The 16,938-nt window shown below is 67.4% G+C and carries 19 protein-coding genes; 12 read left to right on the forward strand and 7 right to left on the reverse strand.

Going from position 1 to position 16,938, the window contains the following annotated elements; genetic code table 11:
- Window positions 1-56: 56 nt before the first annotated feature.
- The 5 genes from Q5722_RS01440 to Q5722_RS01460 all read left to right on the forward strand — a co-directional run bounded on the left by Q5722_RS01440 (window position 57) and on the right by Q5722_RS01460 (window position 6,076).
- Complete coding sequence (locus tag Q5722_RS01440; protein WP_305026427.1) at window positions 57-2,234, forward strand: glutamine synthetase III family protein; 2,178 nt, start codon at window positions 57-59, stop codon at window positions 2,232-2,234.
- A gap of 93 nt (window positions 2,235-2,327) precedes the next feature.
- Window positions 2,328-2,861 (forward strand): GNAT family N-acetyltransferase, encoded by a 534-nt coding sequence (locus tag Q5722_RS01445; protein WP_305026428.1) that lies wholly within the window; start codon window positions 2,328-2,330, stop codon window positions 2,859-2,861.
- 79 nt (window positions 2,862-2,940) lie between these two features.
- Window positions 2,941-4,107 (forward strand): permease, encoded by a 1,167-nt coding sequence (locus tag Q5722_RS01450; RefSeq protein WP_305026429.1) that lies wholly within the window; start codon window positions 2,941-2,943, stop codon window positions 4,105-4,107.
- Window positions 4,108-4,116: 9 nt separating this feature from the next.
- Window positions 4,117-5,535 (forward strand): type I glutamate--ammonia ligase, encoded by a 1,419-nt coding sequence (glnA, locus tag Q5722_RS01455; protein WP_305026430.1) that lies wholly within the window; start codon window positions 4,117-4,119, stop codon window positions 5,533-5,535.
- A 175-nt stretch (window positions 5,536-5,710) separates the two neighbouring features.
- Window positions 5,711-6,076 carry a hypothetical protein gene (locus tag Q5722_RS01460; RefSeq protein WP_305026431.1) on the forward strand — a complete coding sequence of 122 codons (366 nt, stop codon included), beginning with the start codon at window positions 5,711-5,713 and terminating at the stop codon, window positions 6,074-6,076.
- A gap of 214 nt (window positions 6,077-6,290) precedes the next feature.
- Here the strand turns inward: Q5722_RS01460 and Q5722_RS01465 are convergent, their stop codons facing one another.
- Window positions 6,291-7,331 carry a fatty acid desaturase family protein gene (locus tag Q5722_RS01465; RefSeq protein ID WP_305026432.1) on the reverse strand — a complete coding sequence of 347 codons (1,041 nt, stop codon included), beginning with the start codon at window positions 7,329-7,331 and terminating at the stop codon, window positions 6,291-6,293.
- A gap of 517 nt (window positions 7,332-7,848) precedes the next feature.
- On the opposite strand from Q5722_RS01465, the gene Q5722_RS01470 reads away from it, so the two are divergent.
- On the forward strand, window positions 7,849-8,142 hold the full coding sequence (locus tag Q5722_RS01470; protein ID WP_305026433.1) for an ANTAR domain-containing protein: 294 nt from the start codon (window positions 7,849-7,851) through the stop codon (window positions 8,140-8,142).
- Between the two features lie 45 nt (window positions 8,143-8,187).
- On the forward strand, window positions 8,188-8,910 hold the full coding sequence (locus Q5722_RS01475; protein WP_305026434.1) for a GAF and ANTAR domain-containing protein: 723 nt from the start codon (window positions 8,188-8,190) through the stop codon (window positions 8,908-8,910).
- A gap of 66 nt (window positions 8,911-8,976) precedes the next feature.
- On the opposite strand, the gene Q5722_RS01480 is transcribed toward Q5722_RS01475, so the two are convergent.
- From Q5722_RS01480 to Q5722_RS01500, 5 genes are all read right to left on the reverse strand, one after another.
- On the reverse strand, window positions 8,977-9,492 hold the full coding sequence (locus tag Q5722_RS01480) for a DUF5994 family protein (RefSeq protein ID WP_305026435.1): 516 nt from the start codon (window positions 9,490-9,492) through the stop codon (window positions 8,977-8,979).
- 167 nt (window positions 9,493-9,659) lie between these two features.
- Complete coding sequence (locus Q5722_RS01485; protein WP_305026436.1) at window positions 9,660-9,884, reverse strand: hypothetical protein; 225 nt, start codon at window positions 9,882-9,884, stop codon at window positions 9,660-9,662.
- Window positions 9,885-9,886: 2 nt separating this feature from the next.
- Window positions 9,887-10,207 carry a hypothetical protein gene (locus tag Q5722_RS01490; RefSeq protein ID WP_305026437.1) on the reverse strand — a complete coding sequence of 107 codons (321 nt, stop codon included), beginning with the start codon at window positions 10,205-10,207 and terminating at the stop codon, window positions 9,887-9,889.
- 38 nt (window positions 10,208-10,245) lie between these two features.
- On the reverse strand, window positions 10,246-10,494 hold the full coding sequence (locus tag Q5722_RS01495) for a hypothetical protein (protein WP_305026438.1): 249 nt from the start codon (window positions 10,492-10,494) through the stop codon (window positions 10,246-10,248).
- 2 nt (window positions 10,495-10,496) lie between these two features.
- The gene (locus Q5722_RS01500; protein WP_305026439.1) at window positions 10,497-10,967 is read right to left on the reverse strand and encodes a DUF5994 family protein; all 471 of its coding nucleotides are present in this window, start codon (window positions 10,965-10,967) and stop codon (window positions 10,497-10,499) included.
- Between the two features lie 374 nt (window positions 10,968-11,341).
- Between Q5722_RS01500 and Q5722_RS01505 the strand changes: the two genes are divergently transcribed.
- The 5 genes from Q5722_RS01505 to Q5722_RS01525 all read left to right on the forward strand — a co-directional run bounded on the left by Q5722_RS01505 (window position 11,342) and on the right by Q5722_RS01525 (window position 16,305).
- Window positions 11,342-11,749: a hypothetical protein gene (locus Q5722_RS01505; protein WP_305026440.1), complete on the forward strand. Its 408-nt coding sequence runs from the start codon at window positions 11,342-11,344 to the stop codon at window positions 11,747-11,749.
- A gap of 242 nt (window positions 11,750-11,991) precedes the next feature.
- The gene (locus tag Q5722_RS01510; protein ID WP_305026441.1) at window positions 11,992-13,065 is read left to right on the forward strand and encodes a helix-turn-helix domain-containing protein; all 1,074 of its coding nucleotides are present in this window, start codon (window positions 11,992-11,994) and stop codon (window positions 13,063-13,065) included.
- The gene (locus tag Q5722_RS01515) at window positions 13,037-14,221 is read left to right on the forward strand and encodes a tyrosine-type recombinase/integrase (RefSeq protein ID WP_305026442.1); all 1,185 of its coding nucleotides are present in this window, start codon (window positions 13,037-13,039) and stop codon (window positions 14,219-14,221) included. Before Q5722_RS01510 ends, Q5722_RS01515 begins: the two co-directional genes overlap by 29 nt.
- Before the next feature lie 445 nt (window positions 14,222-14,666).
- The gene (locus Q5722_RS01520; RefSeq protein ID WP_305026443.1) at window positions 14,667-15,356 is read left to right on the forward strand and encodes a ferredoxin--NADP reductase; all 690 of its coding nucleotides are present in this window, start codon (window positions 14,667-14,669) and stop codon (window positions 15,354-15,356) included.
- Window positions 15,357-15,591: 235 nt separating this feature from the next.
- Window positions 15,592-16,305, forward strand: a complete 714-nt coding sequence (locus Q5722_RS01525; RefSeq protein WP_305026444.1) for a flavodoxin family protein — start codon at window positions 15,592-15,594, stop codon at window positions 16,303-16,305.
- Here Q5722_RS01525 and Q5722_RS01530 read toward each other — a convergent pair.
- Window positions 16,302-16,892, reverse strand: a complete 591-nt coding sequence (locus Q5722_RS01530) for a hypothetical protein (protein WP_305026445.1) — start codon at window positions 16,890-16,892, stop codon at window positions 16,302-16,304. The genes Q5722_RS01525 and Q5722_RS01530 overlap by 4 nt on opposite strands.
- Window positions 16,893-16,938: the final 46 nt, after the last annotated feature.

The following is a 16,938-nucleotide window of genomic DNA, read 5'->3' on the forward strand; positions in this document are numbered from 1 at the left end:
TCGACCCTGTTTCGTTCACCGTCGGCGCCACGAGGTGCCGTGCTGAGGAGTATTTGATGACTGCGAACCCCACCCGCCTGGGTGCGATCCGCGAGATCGAGGCCAACGAGGCCCCGGCCGCCTTCTTCAACGGCACCGGCGACTCGCCGGAGATCTTCGGTGAGAACGTCTTCTCGCTGCCGGTGATGGCCAAGCGCCTCCCGAAGTCCGTCTACAAGTCGGTCGCCGCGACGATCGAGAAGGGCGAGAAGCTCGACCCCGCCATCGCCGACGTCGTCGCTGCCGCGATGAAGGACTGGGCGATGGAGAAGGGCGCCACGCACTACGCGCACGTCTTCTACCCCCTCACCGGCCTGACCGCCGAGAAGCACGACTCCTTCATGGAGCCGGTCGGCGACGGCACCGCGATCTGGGAGTTCCAGGGCAAGATCCTCGTCCAGGGCGAGCCCGACGCCTCGTCGTTCCCCAACGGTGGCATCCGTGCCACGTTCGAGGCCCGCGGCTACACCGGCTGGGACGTCCAGTCGCCGGCGTACATCCTCGAGAACGACAACGGCGCCACCCTCTGCATCCCGACGATCTTCGTCTCGATGACCGGTGAGGCCCTCGACTACAAGACCCCGCTCCTGCGCTCGCAGAACGCGATGTCGGACCAGGCCAAGCGCGTCCTCGCCCTCTTCGGCCACAAGGACATCGACAACGTCGTGTCCTACTGCGGCCCGGAGCAGGAGTACTTCCTGGTCGACACCTCCTTCGTCAACTCGCGCCCTGACCTCCTCAACGCCGGCCGCACGCTCTTCGGTGCCAAGCCGCCGAAGGGCCAGGAGTTCGACGACCACTACTTCGGTGCCATCCCGGAGCGTGTCCAGCACTTCATGTTCGACACCGAGCGGGCGCTGTTCAAGCTCGGCGTGCCGGCCAAGACCCGCCACAACGAGGTCGCCCCCGGCCAGTTCGAGATCGCGCCGGTCTTCGAGAAGGCCAACCTGGCCGCCGACCACCAGCAGCTGATCATGTCGACGTTCAAGTCGATCGCGAAGAAGCACGGCTTCGAGGCGCTCTTCCACGAGAAGCCGTTCGCGGGCGTCAACGGCTCCGGCAAGCACGTCAACTTCTCCTTCGGCAACGGCAACCAGGGCAACTTCCTGAACCCGGGCGACAACCCGCACGACAACGCCCAGTTCCTCGTGTTCTGCGCCGCCGTCATCCGCGCCGTCCACCTGTACGGCGGCCTGCTCCGCGTCTCCATCGCGTCGGCCGGCAACGACCACCGCCTGGGCGCCAACGAGGCCCCGCCGGCGATCATCTCGATCTTCCTCGGCGACCAGCTGCAGGACGTCTTCGAGCAGATCGCGAAGGGTGGTGCGACCTCCTCCAAGCAGAAGGGCGCCCTCTCCGTCGGTGTCGACAGCCTCCCCGTCCTCACGCAGGACGCCGGCGACCGCAACCGCACCTCGCCCATGGCCTTCACCGGCAACCGCTTCGAGTTCCGCGCCGTCGGCTCGGCCCAGACCGTCGCCGCCCCGCTGACGATCATCAACACGATCATGGCCGAGGCGCTCGACTACCTCGCCACCGAGCTCGAGGCCGCGGTCGCCGCCGGCACCGACTTCAACGACGCGGTCCAGCAGGTCCTCGCCAAGGTCATCGAGCAGCACGGCGCCGCGGTCTTCAACGGCAACGGCTACTCCTCGGAGTGGCACGAGGAGGCTGTCCAGCGCGGCCTCAAGAAGCTCGACACCACCGTCGACGCCCTGCCGGAGTACCAGACCCCGGAGGCCAAGGCCCTCTTCTCGAAGTACGGCGTCTTCAACGAGGCCGAGCTCGAGGCCCGCTACGAGGTCGCCCTCGAGCAGTACCTGATGGCCGTCAACGTCGAGGCGAACCTGACCGAGGAGATCGCCAAGACGATCATCCTTCCGTCGGCCGTCCGCTACCAGACGGAGCTCGCCAACAACATCGCCGCCCTCAAGGCCGCCGGTGTCGAGGGTGACCTCGAGGACCTCAACGCCGTCTCCGCGCTCGTCGCCGAGCTGCGCGCCGGGATCAAGGGCCTCCAGGCCGCCGTCGCCGCCCAGCACGACACCGAGGGCATCGCCGAGGCGCAGCACGTCAAGGACGTCGTCCTCCCGGCCATGCTCGCGGTCCGCGCGGCTGCCGACGCCCTCGAGGGCGTCGTGGCTGACGACCTGTGGAACCTCCCGACCTACCAGGAGATGCTCTTCATCAAGTGATGAGCTGACCTCGCGGTCCCTCCGGCAGCCGGTGCCCCCTCGGGGCGCCGGCTGTCGGCATTTGCGCCGCTCCCCTCCCCTACTGTCGTCTCCATGACGACGCTCCTGACGACCGAGCGCCTGGTCCTCCGGCTCATGCAGCCCGGCGATGCGCCGGCGCTGGCGGCGTACCGCAGCGACCCGGAGGTGGCGACCCTGCAGGGCTGGGACCTGCCGTTCACGCTGGAGCGTGCCGAGCGGTTCGTCGCGGAGGTGGGGGCGCTCGGCTGGCCGGTGCTGGATGACTGGCAGCAGGTCGCGATCGAGCTCGACGGCGCGATGGTCGGCGACATCGGGGTGCACCGCACCGCAGACGGGCAGGTGGCCACCATCGGCTACACCCTGGCCCGCTCCGCGCAGGGCCAGGGCTATGCGACCGAGGCGGTCGGCGCGCTGCTCGCGCTCCTCTCCTCCGAGGGCGTACGCCGGGTGGACGCCGCCACCGACCCGGAGAACGCCGCATCGGCGAGACTGCTGCTCCGGCTCGGGTTCACGCTGGTGGGCCGCGGGACCAGCGAGGTGCGCGGCGAGACGGTCGTCGACGACCTGTATGTGCTCGCCCTGGACGGTTCGCGCACGCAGGGCTGACGAGCGCCTCCACGAGTCGAGGCATTTCCGGGACCTTCAGCCCGTGTTGCTCCGGGCGGACGGAGGGCACTGTGGATGCATGGAGACCGTGTGGGAGCCCTTCCGGATGGCGGCTGCGATGGGCTGGGAGATCCTGTGGCCCCTGATCCTCGGCTTCGCGCTGTCGGGGGTCGTGCAGGCCGTCGTCCGCCGCGACGCGGTGGTGGCCCGCCTCTCCGGCGACTCCCCGCGCGCCCTGCTGTGGGCGACCGGGCTGGGAGCTGCGTCGAGCTCGTGCTCCTACGCAGCCGTAGCCCTGGCCCGGTCCTTGTTCCGCAAGGGCGCTTCGCTCACCGCCGCCATGGCGTTCGAGATCGCCTCGACCAACCTCGTGGTCGAGCTCGGCATCATCCTGTGGCTGCTGATGGGGTGGCAGTTCACCCTCGCCGAGTTCATCGGCGGCCCGGTGATGATCGTCGTGGTCGCCGTCTTCTTCCGCCTGTGGATGCGAGGACGCGTCATCGAGGCGGCGCACGCCCAGGCGGAGAAGGGGCTGCTCGGCGCCATGGAGGGTCACGCCGCGATGGACATGTCCGTCGGCGGACCCGCGTCGTTCTGGCGTCGGCTGTTCTCGCCGAAGGGCTTCACCGCCGTCGCGCACTTCTACGTGATGGACTGGGCGTCGGTGGCCCGCGACATCCTGATCGGGCTGCTCATCGCGGGGGTCTTCGCTGCGTGGGTCCCCACCTCGTGGCTCGAGAGCTTCTTCCTCAGCGACAGCGAGACGTGGGCACCGATCTGGGGGCCGGTCGTCGGCCCGCTGGTGGCGGTGGTGAGCTTCGTCTGCTCGATCGGCAACGTGCCCCTCGCGGCCGTGCTCTGGAACGGCGGCATCAGCTTCGGTGGGGTGATCTCGTTCCTCTTCGCCGACCTGCTCGTCGTCCCGATCCTCGTCATCTACCGGCGCTACTACGGCACGGCAGCGGCGCTGCGGATCACCGGCTTCTTCTACCTCGCGATGGTGATCGCCGGGTATGCCATCGAGGTGCTCTTCGGAGCAGCCGGGCTCACGCCGGAGCACCGCAGCGCGACCGTCATGGAGGCCGGCTTCACCTGGAACTACACGACCTGGCTCAACCTCGCGTTCCTCGCGCTGAGCACCGCCCTGGTCTGGCGCTTCTTCCGGACCGGCGGCCCGGCGATGCTGCAGATGATGCGCACGCCACCGCCAGCCGAGCACCACCACCACGCGCATGCACCGGAGTAGGGTTCCAGCATGTTCACGACCCAGGACGATCTGCTCCGCTTCATCAAGGACGAAGGCGTCGAGATGGTCGACGTCCGCTTCGTCGACCTGCCGGGCATCGAGCAGCACTTCACCGTGCCGGTCTCCTCGTTCGACGAGTCGGTCTTCGAGAACGGCCTCTCCTTCGACGGCTCCTCGATCCGCGGCTTCCAGGCCATCAACGAGTCCGACATGTCGCTCTTCCCCGACGTGACCACGGCCTACATCGACCCGTTCCGGGTGGCGAAGACGCTCGTGCTGAGCTTCTTCATCCACGACCCGATCACGGGCGAGGCCTACTCCCGCGACCCGCGCAACATCGCGCGCAAGGCGCAGGCCTACCTCGCCTCGACGGGCATCGCCGACACGGCGTACTTCGCCCCGGAGGCGGAGTTCTACATCTTCGACTCGGTCCGCTACGCGACCTCGGCCAACGAGGGCTTCTACCACATCGACTCCGTCGAGGGCTGGTGGAACAGCGGCAACGAGGGCGAGAACCGCGGCTACAAGACGCGCTTCAAGGGCGGCTACTTCCCCGTCGCGCCGTACGACCACTTCACCGACCTGCGCGACGAGATGGTGAAGAACCTCGAGGGCGCGCAGCTGCTCGTCGAGCGTGCGCACCACGAGGTCGGCACGGCCGGTCAGGCTGAGATCAACTACCGCTTCGACACGCTGCTCAAGGCCGCGGACGACGTGATGAAGTTCAAGTACATCATCAAGAACACCGCGTGGGAGGCCGGCAAGTCGGTCACCTTCATGCCCAAGCCGCTCTTCGGTGACAACGGCTCCGGCATGCACGTCCACCAGTCCCTCTGGAACGGCGGCGAGCCGCTCTTCTACGACGAGACCGGCTACGCGGGCCTCTCGGAGATGGCGCGCCACTACATCGGCGGCATCCTGCGCCACGCGCCCGCCCTCCTGGCGTTCACCAACCCGACGGTCAACTCCTTCCACCGCCTGGTGCCGGGCTACGAGGCGCCGATCTCGCTGGTCTACTCCTCGCGCAACCGCTCGGCGTCCGTGCGCATCCCGATCACCGGTGCCAACCCGAAGGCCAAGCGCATCGAGGCCCGCTTCCCCGACCCGTCGGCGAACCCCTACCTCGCCTTCTCGGCCCTGATGCTGGCCGGCCTGGACGGCATCAAGAACAAGATCGAGCCGGCCGAGCCGATCGACAAGGACATCTACGAGCTCCCGCCGGACGAGATGGCCGAGATCGCCCAGGTGCCGACGTCGCTCAACGCCGTGCTCGAGGCACTGGAGGAGGACTCCGACTTCCTGACCGAGGGCGGTGTCTTCACCCAGGACCTGATCGAGACGTGGGTGGACTACAAGCGCACCCAGGAGATCGCTCCGGTGCAGCTGCGTCCCCACCCGCACGAGTTCGAGCTGTATTACGACATCTGATTCGCAGGTCTCGCTGACCTGCGCGTCGGCGCCTGACCTGGGAAAACGTCTTCCAACGTCTTCCAGCGTCAGGCGCCGTTTTTCATCCTTGTGCGTACCCAGTGCACCCCACGGGACCACGCGCAGCGTCGTCATTCGGCAGCCCCACCGCGCATACGCCTGTTAGACATAGATCATGCCTGCACGAGCTAACCGAAAGTGGTCGCGCGAAGAGACCGTCATCGCCTTCGAGGTCTTCCAGAAGCACGGGCTAGCGAGTAAGACCAGCCCCGAAGTGCTGGCTCTGAGCACAACGCTCCGGGATCTTGCAGAGGCCCGTGGCGAGGAGATCACGGCCAACTTCCGCAACCCCGCTGGCTGCGCGATGAAGCTCGGCCACTTCCTCTACGTGACGACCGACGGCAAGCAAGGCCTGTCAGGGCACGGCGCGATGGACCGCGAGGTTGTCGATCGATTCCGACACGACGCCCTTGGGCTCGAGCTGGCAAGCAGCGACGCCAAGGGCCGGCAAGCTTCTGTCGCCGCAAGAGCTCCCGGTTGAGCTTCCGGTTGGATACGCGACAGACGACCTAGCGAACACCGTCGATGCCACGCTGAAGCTCGTCACTACTCCTCAGATCGCCGGCACGCCGATCGTCCAGCCAGCCCTCAAGCCACTCGGCGAGATGCTCAAGAACGACGCACCGTTCACGATTCCGCGCTACCAGAGATCGTATTCGTGAACCGAGGACGAGGTGGAGCGGGAGACGTCCGCGTCACCTTGAACTCGACACCCCACCGCGTAGCGGGGCGCCCACCTGGTGCAGGTGTCGGAGTGCCAGCCCGTACGACTCATGCAGCGTCGTTTCCGAGTACGAGATCCCGCGGGCCCGGCAGTGGCGCTCGATGATGGGTTGGGCTCGTCTGAGGTTGGGACGGGGCATGCTCGGGAAGAGGTGGTGCTCGATCTGAAGGTTGAGGCCGCCAAGGGCCAAGTCGACGAATCGTCCTCCTCGGATGTTGCGGGCGGACAGTACCTGACGGAGCAGCGGGTCCGCGGCTTGCTGCGGCGTGAGCGCTGGCATCCCCTTGTGCGACGGGGCGAACGAGCAGCCGAGGTAGACACCGAACAAGGCCTGGTGGATCACGAGGAACACCAGCGCCTGGATCCAAGTGAGGGTGCTCAAGAGCAACGTGAGGTACAGGGTGAGGTGACCGAGCAGCAAGAGGCTCTCGACTTTCCGGTAGCGGAGTCCGGGCCTGAGAACCGAACGCACGCTCGAGACCCGAAGGTTGAACGCCTCGAGCGTCAGCATCGGGAAGAACAGACCGGCCTGATGCCGCGTCAGCCAGGCGGCCGCTCCTCTGCGCGCGCTGGCCTGGTCAGAGTCGAACACGAACGCACCGACAGCGACATCGGGGTCGGCCTCCAGGTCGTTCGGGTGGGCGTGGTGGGCGTTGTGCTTGGCGATCCACCAGCCGTAGCTGAGCCCGTTCAGCAGGTTGCCGTGCACCAGGCAGAGCAGGGCGATGGTCCGGCCACGATGAGCGATCTGGCGATGGGCGGCGTCGTGGGAGAAGAACGCGATCTGGGTGGACACGATCGCGAACCCCGGGGCCAGCAGGAGCGCCCACCACGAGTCGCGCAGAAGGAAGAGACCCGCCACGACCAGAGCCAGTCCGGCGAGGTTGAGGGTTCCCAGGACGGCGTAGAACGCAGGTCTAGGCTGGAGGAGTCCTCGACTCCGGATTTCGCGAACCAGCTCGCTGTAGTCGCTCTGGAGGGGCGGAAGCGCTGACCCAGTGGTGGTGGACATGAGGATCCCGACTGTTCGCAGATGGCGCCGCCGGGGTCCGAGGTGGCCTCGATTCGAGGCTACTCCCCCGACCCTGAGGTGGGTGGAAGCGTGAAGACCACGGCCCAGATCCTCGCGGCGATCGACGCCGCGGCCGGGCCGGGGCGGTCGCCCCCGGAGTTGCTGTGCGTCGACTGCACCACGGCACTCGGGCTGAGCGGTTGCGTGATGGCGCTCATGAACGATGCCGGTCATCAGGGGGTGGTCGGAGCCTCGGGCGGGGTCGCCGCCCAGTTGGAGGACCTCCAGTTCGAGTTGGGCGAGGGGCCGAGCGTCAACGTGTCTCACTTCGCGCGCCCCGTCTTCCATTCCGACCTGGTGACGGCCGGCGAGATGTCGGCATGGCCGGGGTTCGGACCCGAGGCGGTGGGCGCTGGAGTGCGGGCGGTGTTCGCGTTTCCACTCCAGGTGGGCGGCGTGCGTCTGGGCACGCTCTGCCTGTATCGCTCGACCGCTGCTCAACTTGATCGCGAGGGAGATGGCGAGCGCCCTCGCCTACGCCGATGCCGCGCTGGTGGTGCTTCTGCGTCTGCAGGCCGAGATGCAGCCGGGATCAGTGCTCCATCCCGACCTGGGCGAGCCGTTGGAATACCGCGCCGAGGTCCACCAGGCGACGGGGTTTCTCTCGGTTCAGGCGTCGGTCGGTCTCACGGACGCCCTGCTGCTACTTCGGGCCCATGCGTTCGCCGGCGAGCGTTCCCTCCTGGAAGTCGCGCGTGACGTGCTGGCGGGGCGTCTTCGCATTCCTCTGGAAGAAGACGAAGATGACTGACATACCCGCCCGCGACATTCGTCAGACCAATAAGAGGCCACTCTCATGAGCGCTGAACAACGGTTGACCGAGGTGTTCGTCGAGCTCGCCGACACGCTCGTCGACGAGTTCGACGCACTGGACTTCTTGTCCACGCTCACCGAGCGAAGTGTCGAGCTTCTCCATGCGGACGCGGCGGGTGTGATCCTCAGTGATCTGCGTGGCAGCCTGCACGTGGTCGCCTCGACGAGCGACCAGGCTCAGATTCTCGAACTCTTCGAGCTCCAGAACGACGAAGGGCCGTGCCTTGACTGCTTCAACAGCGGTCGCGCGGTCGTCAACGTGGCGATTGCCGAAGCCCGCTCCCGGTGGCCACGGTTCACCGCCGCTGCGACTGAGGTGGGCTACTCGTCCGCGCACGCGATCCCCCTGCGCCTGCGGGACTCCGTGGTCGGAGCCATGAACCTGTTCTGCGTGAGCGCTTCTCGCCTCAGCGAGGAGGATGTCGCGCTCGGCCAGGCGTTGGCCGACATCGCCACGATCGGCCTGCTGCAGGAGCGTGCCGTTCGCCAGTCAGGGCTGATCGCCGAACAGCTTCAGACCGCACTCAACAGTCGCATCCTGGTCGAGCAGGCCAAGGGCGTCCTGTTGGCAAGCGCCGGCATCGACGTGGACCGGGCCTTCCAGTTGATGCGTGACTACAGCCGCCGCAACAACCAGCCGGTCAAGACCGTTGCCCAGAGCGTGATCAATCGGGTCCTGACCGTCGACCAACTCCGCCGCCCTTGACTCCCCGCATTAGGCGGGAGGGGCCGGCAGAGAGGGGATCTCGCCAGTCGCTGACGAATGCGGCCCTTATGCGTGGCTGCCCGCGTGGTCGTCCCAGACGGCGTCCGCGATGTGGCTCTGGTCCGGTCCGGACAACCCGAGGAGCGTGCTGGGCGACTCGGTGTTGCGATCGTCAGCTGCCTGCTGCATGACCCTCGCTGCGAGGCCGGTCTCGGTGTCGCTGGGGACCACCAACAGCCGTATCCGTTGCCCTGAAATCATCTTCACGATCATCACGTGAGTGTCGTCGCTCGGGAAGGAGCCCACCTTGACCGCGCCGCGGGCAGCCTGGATCCGGCGAAGGCTCGGGGCGCCGCTGACCGCGTCCCAGTCGGGTCGGGAGAACAGCAGACGCTCGATCCGGCCGATCAAATCGGGGAAGTGATCCACGAGGTCCGCGGCTTCGACTTGAAGATCACGGGACTGGGGCCACCAGGCCCCGTCAAGCGGGCCGGATTGGAAGCTGGTGTCGAGGCGGAGTCGCAGCGCAACGCGCTCGCGCGGCGTCTGCGATGAGAGGGAAACTGTCGGTGACGTCGTCATGACGTCCACCTTCCGATCTGCCCTCGCGGACTCGGCGAGTCCGGCCTGGCAGGTGATTAACTCCAACCTACCCTGCTCTCCTAACGCGCTCCCGGCTGCCGAGCCACCTAATCCGAATGGGGGTTACGCGAGAGCAGCGTCGTGCCGCTCGCTGGAGGATGAGCAGTTCACAGGACCGCGCCCCGTGGCGCTACTTCCAACGCTGAAGTCCCCCGCGCGTACAACACCAGTAGCCGATCGCCGTGCCTGCAGCGCAGGACGCCCGAGTCGCTCGACAGCGTGGCGACGACGTGGTCAATCACTTCGGCGTCGCTTGCCGCATCTGGGTGTTCATAGGTGACATCCATGCTGTCACCGCCGACGAGCCGGACACGTAGCGCGATGCCGCCCATGGTCATGGGCCTATGGCGGTGCAGACCTGCTGCTGCACCCGCCGGGCCGCGGCGCGGGCACCCGCCTCGCTGGTGAACCAGTCGCCCGAAACTGCGACTCGGATCCCCTCCGGGCGCCAGGCGGTCCACTGCCAACGACCACTGGTCTTGGCGTGGACCCGGTAGTCAGGGTCGTCGGCGTTCACCCGGAAGTCATGGGCCGCCTGATCGGCATAGGCGAGGCTGGGGTAGGTCCGCCCAGCCCAGGCGACGACCCGGTTGTCGTCGTCGAGCAGCCACCACGCGGGCTTGGTTGCCAGATTCGTTTCGATGACGAACTTCATAGTTGGACCTTCGGGTTCGCGTGCGATGGGCGTTGTCGTCAGGCGTATTGGCCTGATGCCCGGTCATCGACCGATCGAGCCGATCCGTCGAGCACAACGGCGGCGGCGACCAGCGCCCACGCCACCCACAGGGTGACTTCGGAATCAGAACCGGGATCGACCACGGTCAGTTGCCCTGTGGCGGGGGTACCGATCTGGGCTATCTGGGTTCGGATGTGATCCTCTGTCCCAGGGGCGATCGCCCAGCGTTGGGTCCAACCATTCCCATAGAGCATCAGGTAGGCCACGGTCACGCCCCCATGCGCGAGGAGGGCGTACCCGGCTCTGGTCCCCACCATGAACCGCCATCGTCGCTCCAGTGTCCGCCGGGGTCGAGGTCCGGGTGGCCGGCCACCTCGTGGAGGACTTCGGTGGCCGTGTGGTCATTCCCCGTCTCGGCCGACGCCCGGAGCGCTTCGTCGCCTTGGGCAGGAGTGAACCCGGGCGGAACAACCAGGACGTAGAGCGTGCGCCGGTCCGACGTCTTGAGCAGGACGAGGTGGGTATCGTCGCGAGGGAATGCCCCGACCTTCACGTAGCGACCCGTGACCGGAACGATGCGCGGCGTGGAATCCCAGTCGGGCGGCGAAACCAATGCGCGGACAACCCGTCCGGACTGCGCCGGGAAGTGGTCGACCAGATCCGCCAGTTCCACGGCCAGCTCACGGGTCTGGGGCCACCAACCCCCGTCCAGATGGTCTTTACCCGGGTGCTCGGCCATGCGAAGCCGTAGCGGAAGACGGCTCGGCGTAGGAACCCATGAAACGAGAATAGGACCGTTCGACGTCGACATGACGTCCGCCTCTCGACCGGCACAGCGGTGTCCGTATGGAGGCCTCATCTCCGGTCAGTCAACCCAAGCCTACGCCGGGTCACCAAGGCGAGTTTCGCCAACGGTGGGGTCTCCTATCAAGTGGCGACAACGAACGCGACTTCACGGGTCTCTCAGCCCATAGGGCTGTGGGAGTTCGGGCATGGCTCCGTCACATCCGCCATGCGCAGACGGGTAGATCGGCCACCGACCGACACCACGGCGACACGGCGGACTCCCCCGCGCACCTCTTCGATGAGAAGCCATCGACCGAGGAGCCACCGATGCCTACCTTCAACGACCCGGCCGCCGACGCCGACGAACTCCGGGAAGCAGTCCGCGGCCTTGCTCACGCGACGCGCACGATCGATGATCCGACCGCGATCTACGCGATTCTGGGTTCCATCAGCTCCGCTCTCGCATCGCTGAGCCAGTCACTGCACCGGCTCGGCGAGTTCCACGACGGGCCGACTCGCAAGCAGGCGTGGATGAACGGCGATGCGAACGCCGGGCGCGCCGCGTCGTACAGGGAGTCCTGGGAGCTTCATCGCGCCGCCGAGATGATCCACCAGGTCGCCGAGTGCGTAGATCGGGCGCACGAGATCGAGGCGACGATCGCCTACGACATCGGCGACTACCCGTCCTTCGCTCCGGTTCAGCGCTCGACGCACCAGCCAGGGATGTCGCTATGACGGGGTGGCAGGACGGGCGCCTCCACTCCGCCGTGCTCGTCTCACCAGGACGAGAACGGCGGCACGATCGCAGGCTCCGCAAGGCCGCGGCGCGAGAGTTGCTGTCCGCCGACCGCGAAGCCCGGCGCGCCGAAGCCAAGCGCAAGGCCGAGCAACTTTCAGCGGAGAAGCGGGCGACCGTGACGCTCCCCCGCGCCGGCGAACACGGTCCCGCCACACTGCGGACTCCCGGACGATTCCGCGTGCCACGCCACCAAGACACCTCGGCGACCCTGGCTGGCGCCTACCCCTTCCTCGCCGAAGGCGGCCTCGGCAGCGAAGGCGTGTTCGTCGGCCACCTCTACTCCGGGAGCTCCTTCGTCTACGACCCCTGGATCCTCTACGCGCGCGGGCTTATCACCGCACCGAACCTCGTGCTCGCCGGGATCGTGGGCTCCGGCAAGTCCTGTCTCGCCAAGAGCCTCTACACGAGGTCGATCCCCTTAGGTCGCCGCGTCTACGTCCCCGGCGATCCCAAGGGGGAGCACACCGCCGTCGCGGAAGCCGTCGGCGGTCGCGCCATCGCACTGGGACATGGCATGGCCAGCCGTCTGAACCCGCTCGACGAGGGCCACCGTCCGTCCGGGTACGACGACGCACAATGGGCCAGCCAGCTCGCATCCCGTCGCCGCGACCTCGTCGGCGCATTGGCAGAGACCGTGCTCGAGCGCCGTCTCACCCCACTCGAGCACACGGCTGTCGACATCGCCATCGACCGCACCGTGCGCGGTGTCGACGTCCCGGTTCTGCCGATGGTCGTCGACCGGCTGCTCACACCGGATCCGGCCGATGACCCCGACGGGCGACTCACGGAAGACGGACGACTGGTCGGTCACGCACTCCGGCGCCTCGTCGCGGGCGACCTCGCCGGGCTCTTCGACGGCCCCTCGACGGTGGCGTTCGACCCGAGCCTCCCGATGATCTCCCTAGACCTGTCCCGCGTCACCGAGAACGCCACGCTCATCTCCGTCCTTATGACGTGCGCCTCGGCCTGGATGGAATCGGCGTTGCTTGACCCGAACGGTGGCCAGCGCTGGGTCGTGTACGACGAGGCCTGGCGCCTGATGTCGCACCCCGCACTGCTGCGCCGGATGGACGCCCACTGGCGCCTCGAGGTGGCCGAGTTTCTCGGCATCCCGGTCGCCACGCTCTACCAGTGGCGCCACAAGGGCTGTGGCCCAGACGCGTATCGGGTCGGGCGGCACCTCCGGTACGACCCGGCGGTCGTACGGGCTTGGCTCGAAAGTCATGGAGCGCACCAACATGGCGTGGGTTGAGCGCCGGGTCCGAAAGGACAGCAAGGGAAAGCAACAGGTCACGTATCGAGTGCGGTGGCGCGAACCGGACGGACGTGCTCGGGCGAAGAGCTTCCCGCGGAAGGTGGATGCTGACCGCTACGCGGCGACAGTCTCAGCCGACATCGTGCGCGGCCACTACTTCGATCTCGATGCCGGCAAGGTCCCGTTCGAGGAGTACGCGCTCAAGTGGCTGGCGGCGCAGACGTTCGACGAAGGCACCTACGAGGCGACAGAGCTGAGACTCCGCTTGCACGCCTACCCGTTCCTGGGACCCCTGCTCCTTAAGGAGATCCAGCCCTTCACAATCCAGACCTGGCTCAGGGGGCTGGACGGCCTGGCCCCCACCTATCGCCGCGTCCTGTACTCGAACGTCTCGACCGTCTTCACAGCCGCCGTCGACGACAAGCTGATTCAGCAGAACCCGTGCACAGCGAAGTCGGTTCGCCGACCGAAGCTCGATCCCAAGAAGGTGGTGCCTTGGACACTCGATCGGGTGCTCGCGGTACAGGCCAAGCTCCCCGAACGGTTCGCCTTGGTCGTCGCTCTTGGCGCCGGCCTCGGACTCCGCCAAGGCGAGATCTTCGGGCTATCGATCGACGATCTCGACCTGGAGAAGAACGAGGTGAGCGTGCAACGCCAGATCAAGGTGCGGAACGGCAACAAGCTGATCTTCGGCCTTCCCAAGGGCCGGAAGACACGAACCGTCCCTCTTCCAGGCGTCGTGCTCGAGGCCATCAACGAGCACGTCTCGGCTCGCCCTCCGCGCGCCGTCACCCTGCCCTGGGACAAGCTGGACGGCCCGAAGCACACGGCGAACCTCTTACTGACCACCCGCCAAGCGGGCGCGATCAACCGCAACAACTTCAACCCGTACATCTGGCGTCCGGCCTTGATCGCGGCCGGCGTCGAACTCAGGCGCGAGAACGGATGCCACGCCCTTCGGCACTTCTACGCCAGCACGTTGCTCGACTCGGGCGAGTCCATCAAGGCGCTGAGCGAGTATCTTGGCCATGCGGACCCCGGCTTCACGCTCCGGACCTACACGCACCTGATGCCCACATCGGCAGAGCGCACCCGGAACGCGATCAACGAGACGCTGAGAGTACCCAGTGCGCCCCCAGAGGAGCCCGACTGAGCGTTTTCGCAGGTCACAGGCGCGTCCCCAGTCAGTATGACGACATCTGAGCAGTCATCGGGAACGCTGAAAGCGCCCCCGTCTCCACTGTGGAGGCGGGGGCGCTTTCGTGGCTGAGCGCCACGCGGCCTGAGACGGGGACGGCCGGTGGCGCTCTCGGGGGATGCCGCGACCGTGGAAGGCCCAACCGGGGAGAGGGGCGGCCGCCGCGAGGGAACTCTGGCACGCCTGGCGGCCCGTCGGGGCGGCTGCGACCCAGGTCTGACCGATCGTACGCGCGAACGGCCCAGTCGTGCCGACGACACTGTCCGATCAGGCGACACCAACGCGACGCACGCCGCCCGCACGCCGCCCGCACGTCCCCTCGCGAGGCGCCGCAAGCCTCGCTCCGTAGGATCGACGCGCTTCAGCTCCGACCTGCTGGGCACCACCAGGAGGACGCCGCATGCCGCACCAGAACGTCGACATCCCGCTCACCGTGATCGCGCGGCGGGAGGAGACGCCGGACCACCTGACCGTCCTCTTCGAACGGCCCCGCGGCTTCACCTTCGACGCCGGTGACTGGATGGACCTGGACCTCCCCGGGCAGGACCTTGCTGGTGGCAAGACGTACTCACTGTCGTCCTCCCCCGGCGAGCCCGACCTGGCGATCACGTTCAAGGTGGGGCAGAGCCCGTTCAAGCGCGCGCTCCAGGAGGCCCGGGCAGGCGACCGGTACCGCATGTCGGCGTACGGCAACGACTACGACTTCCAGCTGCGCCAGCACCGCTCCAGCGTGCTGATCGCAGCGGGCGTGGGGGTCGCGCCGTTCCGCAGCATGATCGCCGAGATGGCCGAGACCTCGAGCAACGAGGAAGCCCACCTGATCTACCTCAACCGCACCGGCGACTTCCTCTTCCGCGACGAGCTCGACGCGTGGAGCCGGCAGCTGCCAGGTGTCACCCTCGACTACGTCGTGACCGCCGGCGTGAAGAGCAAGGAACGCCGACGCCTCCTCGCCGACAGCGTCAGCGACGCCGTGCACTACTACTTCATCGCGGGTCCGCCGGCGATGATCGAGGCGACCGAGGCGGTCCTCATGGAGGCGGGCGCGGACCACGACGACATCCGCATCGACTCCTTCGACGGCTACTGAGCCGGACCCCGAAAGCGGGTCCGGAAAATCTTCTTCGAGGAGGCGTAACCCCCGCCCACCGCGCGCGTTGTCCCTCTCAGACGACGCCGGACCTCATCCCTCCCTCCCGAGGCTCCGGCTCCAGCCCGCCAGCCGCCTCCCTCCCTTGGCTCGGCGGGCTTCGTCATTTCCGGCCTCTGGTCGTCAGCACGGCTGCGTGCCATGGTGGCAGCACCCGACGCAGGAGGACCGACCCGTGGCGACCCCCGACTTCACCGGCCTGCGGGCCATGTTCATCAACTGCACGCTGAAGAAGAGCCCCGAGGTCAGCAACACCCAGGGCCTGGTCGACGCCAGCGTCGAGATCATGCGCAAGCACGGTGTCGAGGTCGAGGTGATCCGGGCCGTCGACCACGACATCGCCACCGGGGTCTATCCCGACATGCGCGAGCACGGCTGGGAGACCGACGAGTGGCCGGAGATCTACCCACGACTCCTCGCCTCCGACATCCTCGTGCTCGCGGGGCCGATCTGGCTCGGTGACAACTCCAGCGTGATGAAGCGGGTCATCGAGCGGCTCTACGCCCTCAGCGGCATGCTCAACGACAAGGGTCAGTACCTCTACTACGGCCGGGTCGGCGGCTGCCTGATCACCGGCAACGAGGACGGCATCAAGCACTGCGCGCAGAACGTCCTCTACTCGATGCAGCACATCGGCTACACGATCCCGCCGAACGCCGACGCCGGCTGGATCGGCGAGGCGGGACCGGGGCCGAGCTACCTCGACCCCGGCAGCGGTGGGCCGGAGAACGACTTCACCAACCGCAACACCACGTTCATGACGTGGAACCTCATGCACCTCGCTCAGCTGCTCAAGGACGCCGGCGGGGTCCCGTCGTACGGCAACTCCCGGAAGGAGTGGGACGCCGGCGCCCGCTTCGACTTCGAGAACCCGGAATACCGGTCCTAGGCGCTCTCGAACCAGGGGCTGTGCAGGTCGTAGAAGGTCGCCGACGCCATCGCGTACTGCAGCTCCCGCTGCACCTCGGGCGGCGGAGGCGTCTTCTCCCCCTCGCGTGCCTCGGCCTCGCTCGTGAAGGCGACGGTCTCGGTGAACGTGCCGTCGGGCTCGAGGGCCAGGCTCGCGCCGATGATGTCCGGCCGCATCTCGTGCAGCGACCGGGTGTCGGCCATCATCGCCTTGAGCCGCGCGGGGTCGTCGACCTTGCCGCGGATGATCTGGACGAAGCCCGCACGGTCGGAGCCGCCGTCGAGCATGAGCGTCACGTCGTCGCAGTCGTGGAACTCCAGCGGGCCGTCCATCAGGGCGGAGAGCCGCTCGGCCCAGGCGCCCTGCTCCGGCCGCGCCGAGTTGGCTGCCGCAGCCTCGCGGGACTCGAACCGGACCACGCCGATCAGCTGGCCGTCGTCCGTGCAGCCGAACGTGCCGCCCAGCCAGCCGTCCGCTCCCGGAGCCAGGTCACGGCGCCACTCGTCGAGCAGCGCGTGGGCCTCCTCCGGCCGCGAACAGGGTCCCTGGAACACCTGGATGAACATGGTCTGCCTCCTCGGTCGTCGGGTGAGAGACCGGTCGAGGCTCAGG

It is taken from the genome of Nocardioides jiangxiensis (assembly GCF_030580915.1).
GTDB lineage: Bacteria > Actinomycetota > Actinomycetes > Propionibacteriales > Nocardioidaceae > Nocardioides > Nocardioides jiangxiensis.

Excerpts from the sequence above, each read along its gene's own strand:
- glnA (WP_305026430.1), top strand. The coding sequence starts at position 4,117 with ATGTTCACGACCCAGGACGATCTGCTCCGCTTCATCAAGGACGAAGGC.
- Q5722_RS01460 (WP_305026431.1), top strand. The coding sequence starts at position 5,711 with ATGCCTGCACGAGCTAACCGAAAGTGGTCGCGCGAAGAGACCGTCATC.
- Q5722_RS01500 (WP_305026439.1), bottom strand. The coding sequence starts at position 10,967 with ATGGCCGAGCACCCGGGTAAAGACCATCTGGACGGGGGTTGGTGGCCC.
- Q5722_RS01505 (WP_305026440.1), top strand. The coding sequence starts at position 11,342 with ATGCCTACCTTCAACGACCCGGCCGCCGACGCCGACGAACTCCGGGAA.
- Q5722_RS01490 (WP_305026437.1), bottom strand. The coding sequence starts at position 10,207 with ATGAAGTTCGTCATCGAAACGAATCTGGCAACCAAGCCCGCGTGGTGG.
- Q5722_RS01445 (WP_305026428.1), top strand. The coding sequence starts at position 2,328 with ATGACGACGCTCCTGACGACCGAGCGCCTGGTCCTCCGGCTCATGCAG.
- Q5722_RS01485 (WP_305026436.1), bottom strand. The coding sequence starts at position 9,884 with ATGGGCGGCATCGCGCTACGTGTCCGGCTCGTCGGCGGTGACAGCATG.
- Q5722_RS01440 (WP_305026427.1), top strand. The coding sequence starts at position 57 with ATGACTGCGAACCCCACCCGCCTGGGTGCGATCCGCGAGATCGAGGCC.
- Q5722_RS01520 (WP_305026443.1), top strand. The coding sequence starts at position 14,667 with ATGCCGCACCAGAACGTCGACATCCCGCTCACCGTGATCGCGCGGCGG.
- Q5722_RS01480 (WP_305026435.1), bottom strand. The coding sequence starts at position 9,492 with ATGACGACGTCACCGACAGTTTCCCTCTCATCGCAGACGCCGCGCGAG.
- Q5722_RS01465 (WP_305026432.1), bottom strand. The coding sequence starts at position 7,331 with ATGTCCACCACCACTGGGTCAGCGCTTCCGCCCCTCCAGAGCGACTAC.
- Q5722_RS01515 (WP_305026442.1), top strand. The coding sequence starts at position 13,037 with ATGGAGCGCACCAACATGGCGTGGGTTGAGCGCCGGGTCCGAAAGGAC.
- Q5722_RS01530 (WP_305026445.1), bottom strand. The coding sequence starts at position 16,892 with ATGTTCATCCAGGTGTTCCAGGGACCCTGTTCGCGGCCGGAGGAGGCC.
- Q5722_RS01475 (WP_305026434.1), top strand. The coding sequence starts at position 8,188 with ATGAGCGCTGAACAACGGTTGACCGAGGTGTTCGTCGAGCTCGCCGAC.
- Q5722_RS01450 (WP_305026429.1), top strand. The coding sequence starts at position 2,941 with ATGGAGACCGTGTGGGAGCCCTTCCGGATGGCGGCTGCGATGGGCTGG.
- Q5722_RS01470 (WP_305026433.1), top strand. The coding sequence starts at position 7,849 with ATGGCGAGCGCCCTCGCCTACGCCGATGCCGCGCTGGTGGTGCTTCTG.